The organism is Actinoalloteichus spitiensis RMV-1378 (genome assembly GCF_000239155.1).
In the GTDB taxonomy this organism is placed as follows: Bacteria; Actinomycetota; Actinomycetes; order Mycobacteriales; family Pseudonocardiaceae; genus Actinoalloteichus_B; species Actinoalloteichus_B spitiensis.
In genome coordinates, this window is sequence record NZ_AGVX02000479.1 from 1 (window position 1) to 3641 (window position 3641).

Genomic DNA, 3641 nt, shown 5'->3' on the forward strand with positions numbered 1-3641 from the left:
GGTTGTTCCGCGACGTGGCGGGTGTCCTCCGCCCGCCGCGGGTGTCGCGCGGAGCGGGGCGGCTGGTGACGCCTGGTAGGCGCGCACCGCGCACGTCGGCGGAGCCACCTCGGTGTCCCCATCCCGGCTTACGATCTCGGGACCGTAACGGCATTCGGCGTGGCGGCCAAGAGATCAACCTGGGCTGTGCTCGCGATCACCCTGAAATTCACTCGTTCGCACTAATGGGCGCTGGTTCAGTGACCGATTTCAACCCGAAGATCCGGTCCGCCGTCCGGTTCGCGGCCGCCGCGACCACCTCTTCCGCCACTCCCCGTAGTCGCGCCAGCTCCCGCACCGTGTAGGCGGCGCAGTAGGGCTCGTTCGGGCGTCCCCGGAACGGGTGTGGCGTGAGGAACGGGGCGTCCGTCTCCACCAACAGCTGGTCCTCGGGCACCACCCTGGCGGCCGCGTGCAGGTCGCGTGCGTTGCGGAAGGAGACCGTGCCGGCGAAGGACAGCACGTAGCCGGCCTCGACGCACCGCCGCGCGAAGTCCTCATCGCCGGAGAAGCAGTGGAACACCACGTGCTCGGGCGGCCCTTCCTCCTCCAGGACCCGCAGGATGTCCTCGTGCGCCTCCCGGTCGTGGATCATCAACGGCTTGCCGACGCTCTTGGCCAGCGCCACGTGCCAGCGGAACGCCTCCCGCTGCGCGGCGGGCGGCGAGTAGTCCCAGTAGTAGTCCAACCCGGTCTCCCCCACCGCGACGACCCTCGGGTCGGCGGCGAGCGCGGCGAGCTCCTCACGAACCGGCTCGGGGAACTCGGCGGTGCGGGTGGGGTGCAGGGCGACGGCGGCGAACACGCGGCGGTCCCAGTGCGCGGCCCGCACCGCCCACCGGGCCGAGTCGAGGTCGTCGGCGACCGTGACCACCCGGGTGATGCCGGCGGCGGCGGCCCGGTCGACCACCCCGGCCACCTCGGACGCCGTTCGGGCCCCGCACGCGTCCAGGTGGGTGTGCGCGTCGACCGTGTCCACGGCGAGGCGTTCCGGGATCGGCGGTGGCTGACGACGGTCACTCACGGCGGAGTCCTTTCCACGGTGCGGCGGGGCACGGGCCGAGGTGGGCACGGCGGAGGCGGGACGGTGCCGTCGCCGCCGCCCCGCCTCGTCGTACCTCGCGCTCCGTTCCCTAGGAGATCGGAGCCCATTCCGGGCCGGTCTCCCCCAGCGCCGGGTCGAGCTTGGAGAACAGCGGGCTCGGCTTGCTCAGCGGCGTTCCCGGCTGGATCTCCCGGGACTCCCAACTGGCCTGTTCCGCCGCGTAGTCCCCGGTCAGGATCGGGTACTCCCGGCCGGGCACGTCGAGGTCCTCGACGTCCCGCAGCTCGGGCTGGGCCGCCCACACACCGCTGCCGCCGAGCAGCTCGTGCACCCGCTGCGCGGAGTGCGGCAGGAAGGGGGTCAGCAGGGTGTTGGCGTCCGAGACCACCTGGAGCGCGGTGTGCAGGATGGTGTCCCTGCGTTCCGGGTCGTCCTTGCGCTTCCACGGCTCCTGGTCGGAGAGGTACTTGTTGGCCGCGCTGACCACCCGCATCGCCTCGGTGGCCGCCGCTCGGAACCGGGACCGGGCGAGGTGGCCGCCGACGACGTCGAACGCACCCCTGGCCAGCGACTTGAGCTGTTCGTCCTCAGCGGTGGGAGCCACCGGGGCCGGGACGGCGCCCACGTTCTTCGCCGCCATCGCCACCGAGCGGTTGACCAGGTTCCCCCACTCGTTCGCCAGCTCGAAGTTGGTCCGCCGGACGAACTCCTCCCAGGTGAAGTCGGTGTCCTGGGTCTCGGGGCCGGCGACCGAGATGAAGTAGCGGAGGGTGTCCGGGCCGAACTCGCGCAGGAAGTCGTTGACGTAGATGACCGTGCCGCGAGAGGTGGAGAACTTCGAGCCGCTCATGGTGAGGAACTCGCTGGAGACGATGTCGTCCGGCAGGTTCAGCTCACCGAAGGCACCGGGCGCGCCCCCCTTGTCCCCCGCGCCGTTGTGGCCCAGCAGCAACGCCGGCCAGATCTGGGCGTGGAAGGTGATGTTGTCCTTGCCCATGAAGTAGTGGCCCTGGGCCTTCGGGTCGGTCCACCAGGCCTTCCACGCGTCCGGGTCCCCGGACCGGCGGGCCCACTCGACGCTGGCCGAGAAGTAGCCGATGACCGCGTCGAACCACACGTAGAACCGCTTCAGGGGCTGGTCCCGCCAGCCGTCGAGCGGCACCGGGACACCCCAGTCCAGGTCGCGGGTGATCGGCCGGGGCCGCATGTCGTCGACCAGGTTCCTGGTGAAGTTCAGGACGTTGGGCCGCCAGTCCGTCCTGGTGGTCAGCCACTTCCCGAGGGTCTCGGTGAACGCCGGGAGGTCGAGGAAGAGGTGCTCGGTCTCGACGAACTCGGGCTTCTCCCCGTTGATCCTGGACCGGGGGTTGACCAGTTCGGCCGCGTCCAGCTGGTTGCCGCAGTTGTCGCACTGGTCGCCGCGCGCGCCGTCGTACCCGCAGATCGGGCAGGTGCCCTCGATGTAGCGGTCGGGCAGCGTCCGGCCCGTGGAGGGGCTGACCGCGCCGGTCGTGGTGCGCGCGGTCACGTAGCCGTTGCGGTGCAGCGCCAGGAAGATCTCCTGCACCACCTGGTAGTGGTTGCCGGTGGTCGTGCGGGTGAACAGGTCGTACGACATGCCCAGGCCGCGCAGGTCCTCGGCGATCATCCGGCTGTACTTGTCGGCCGTCTGGCGGGGGGTCAGGCCCTCCTTGTCCGCCTGAACCAGGATCGGCGTGCCGTGTTCGTCCGTGCCGGAGACCATGAGCACCCGGTTCCCGGCCATTCGCTGGTAGCGGGAGAAGACGTCGGAGGGGACACCGAAGCCGGAGACGTGACCGATGTGGCGGGGGCCGTTGGCATAGGGCCAGGCCACCGCGGTCAGAACGGGGGCACTCATGCGTTCAGCCTACGGACGTGCGAGGACCCCTTCCCCACCGGTGCCGGGCGGATCGGCCCGCCGTGGCGGCCGGCCGGTACCACCGGAACGGCGGCGGGTTCGCCGCCCGGGGCGTCTTCCCGGCCACCCCGCCGTGGTTCCGGTGCGCCCGCCGGGTTGGATGGGCCGTCGTGCGAACGGTGGCGTGGCGTTGGGACGTACCGGGAGGAACGACTCCCGGCGAGGTGCTCACCGTGCTCGGCGCGCGGGCCGCGCGGCGCGGGACGCCGGGGCCCGCCGCTCTGAGCGGGGACTGGTTCGGCTCGGCAGCGGTGATCGCCCCGTCGGTGCGGCTGGAGCCGGTGCCGCCGGCCGAGGCGTTCCACCGCCCGGCCTCCGGGCCGGTGGTCAGCGACCCGGGACTCCCCGCCGGGGTGGTGGGGGGAGGCTGGTTCGGGTACCTGGGCTACGGCCTCACCGACCCGGGCGGCTGGGACCGGGCCCGGCGGATGCCGGCCGCTGTGTGGGGGTACGCCGACCACGTGCTGCGCCTCGACCGGCACGGGACCTGGTGGTTCGAGGCGCTGGTCCCGGCGGGTGGGCAGGAGCCGGTGCGGCTGGCCGCCGAGTTGGCCGAGGCGGTCCGGGCCGGTGGGTGCCCCGCGCGCGACGACGGCGCCCGTCCCGGGGCGGGAGCTC

Annotated in this window: 2 protein-coding genes and 1 pseudogene; 1 reads left to right on the forward strand and 2 read right to left on the reverse strand. The window is 72.3% G+C overall.

From position 1 onward, the window contains the following. Positions 1-208: 208 nt before the first annotated feature. A complete protein-coding gene (locus ACTIDRAF_RS0219690) occupies positions 209-1063 on the reverse strand; it encodes a TatD family hydrolase (RefSeq protein ID WP_016700439.1) in 855 nt (284 codons plus the stop codon). Positions 1064-1172: 109 nt separating this feature from the next. Beyond that, complete coding sequence (gene metG / locus ACTIDRAF_RS0219695) at positions 1173-2963, reverse strand: methionine--tRNA ligase (protein WP_016700440.1); 1791 nt, start codon at positions 2961-2963, stop codon at positions 1173-1175. Between the two features lie 170 nt (positions 2964-3133). Between metG and ACTIDRAF_RS29970 the strand changes: the two are divergent. Then, positions 3134-3641 (forward strand): annotated as a pseudogene (locus ACTIDRAF_RS29970) (hypothetical protein); the annotation flags it as partial.

Bases quoted from the DNA above. Each gene is read 5' to 3' on its own strand.
- metG (WP_016700440.1), bottom strand. From the start codon at position 2,963: ATGAGTGCCCCCGTTCTGACCGCGGTGGCCTGGCCCTATGCCAACGGC.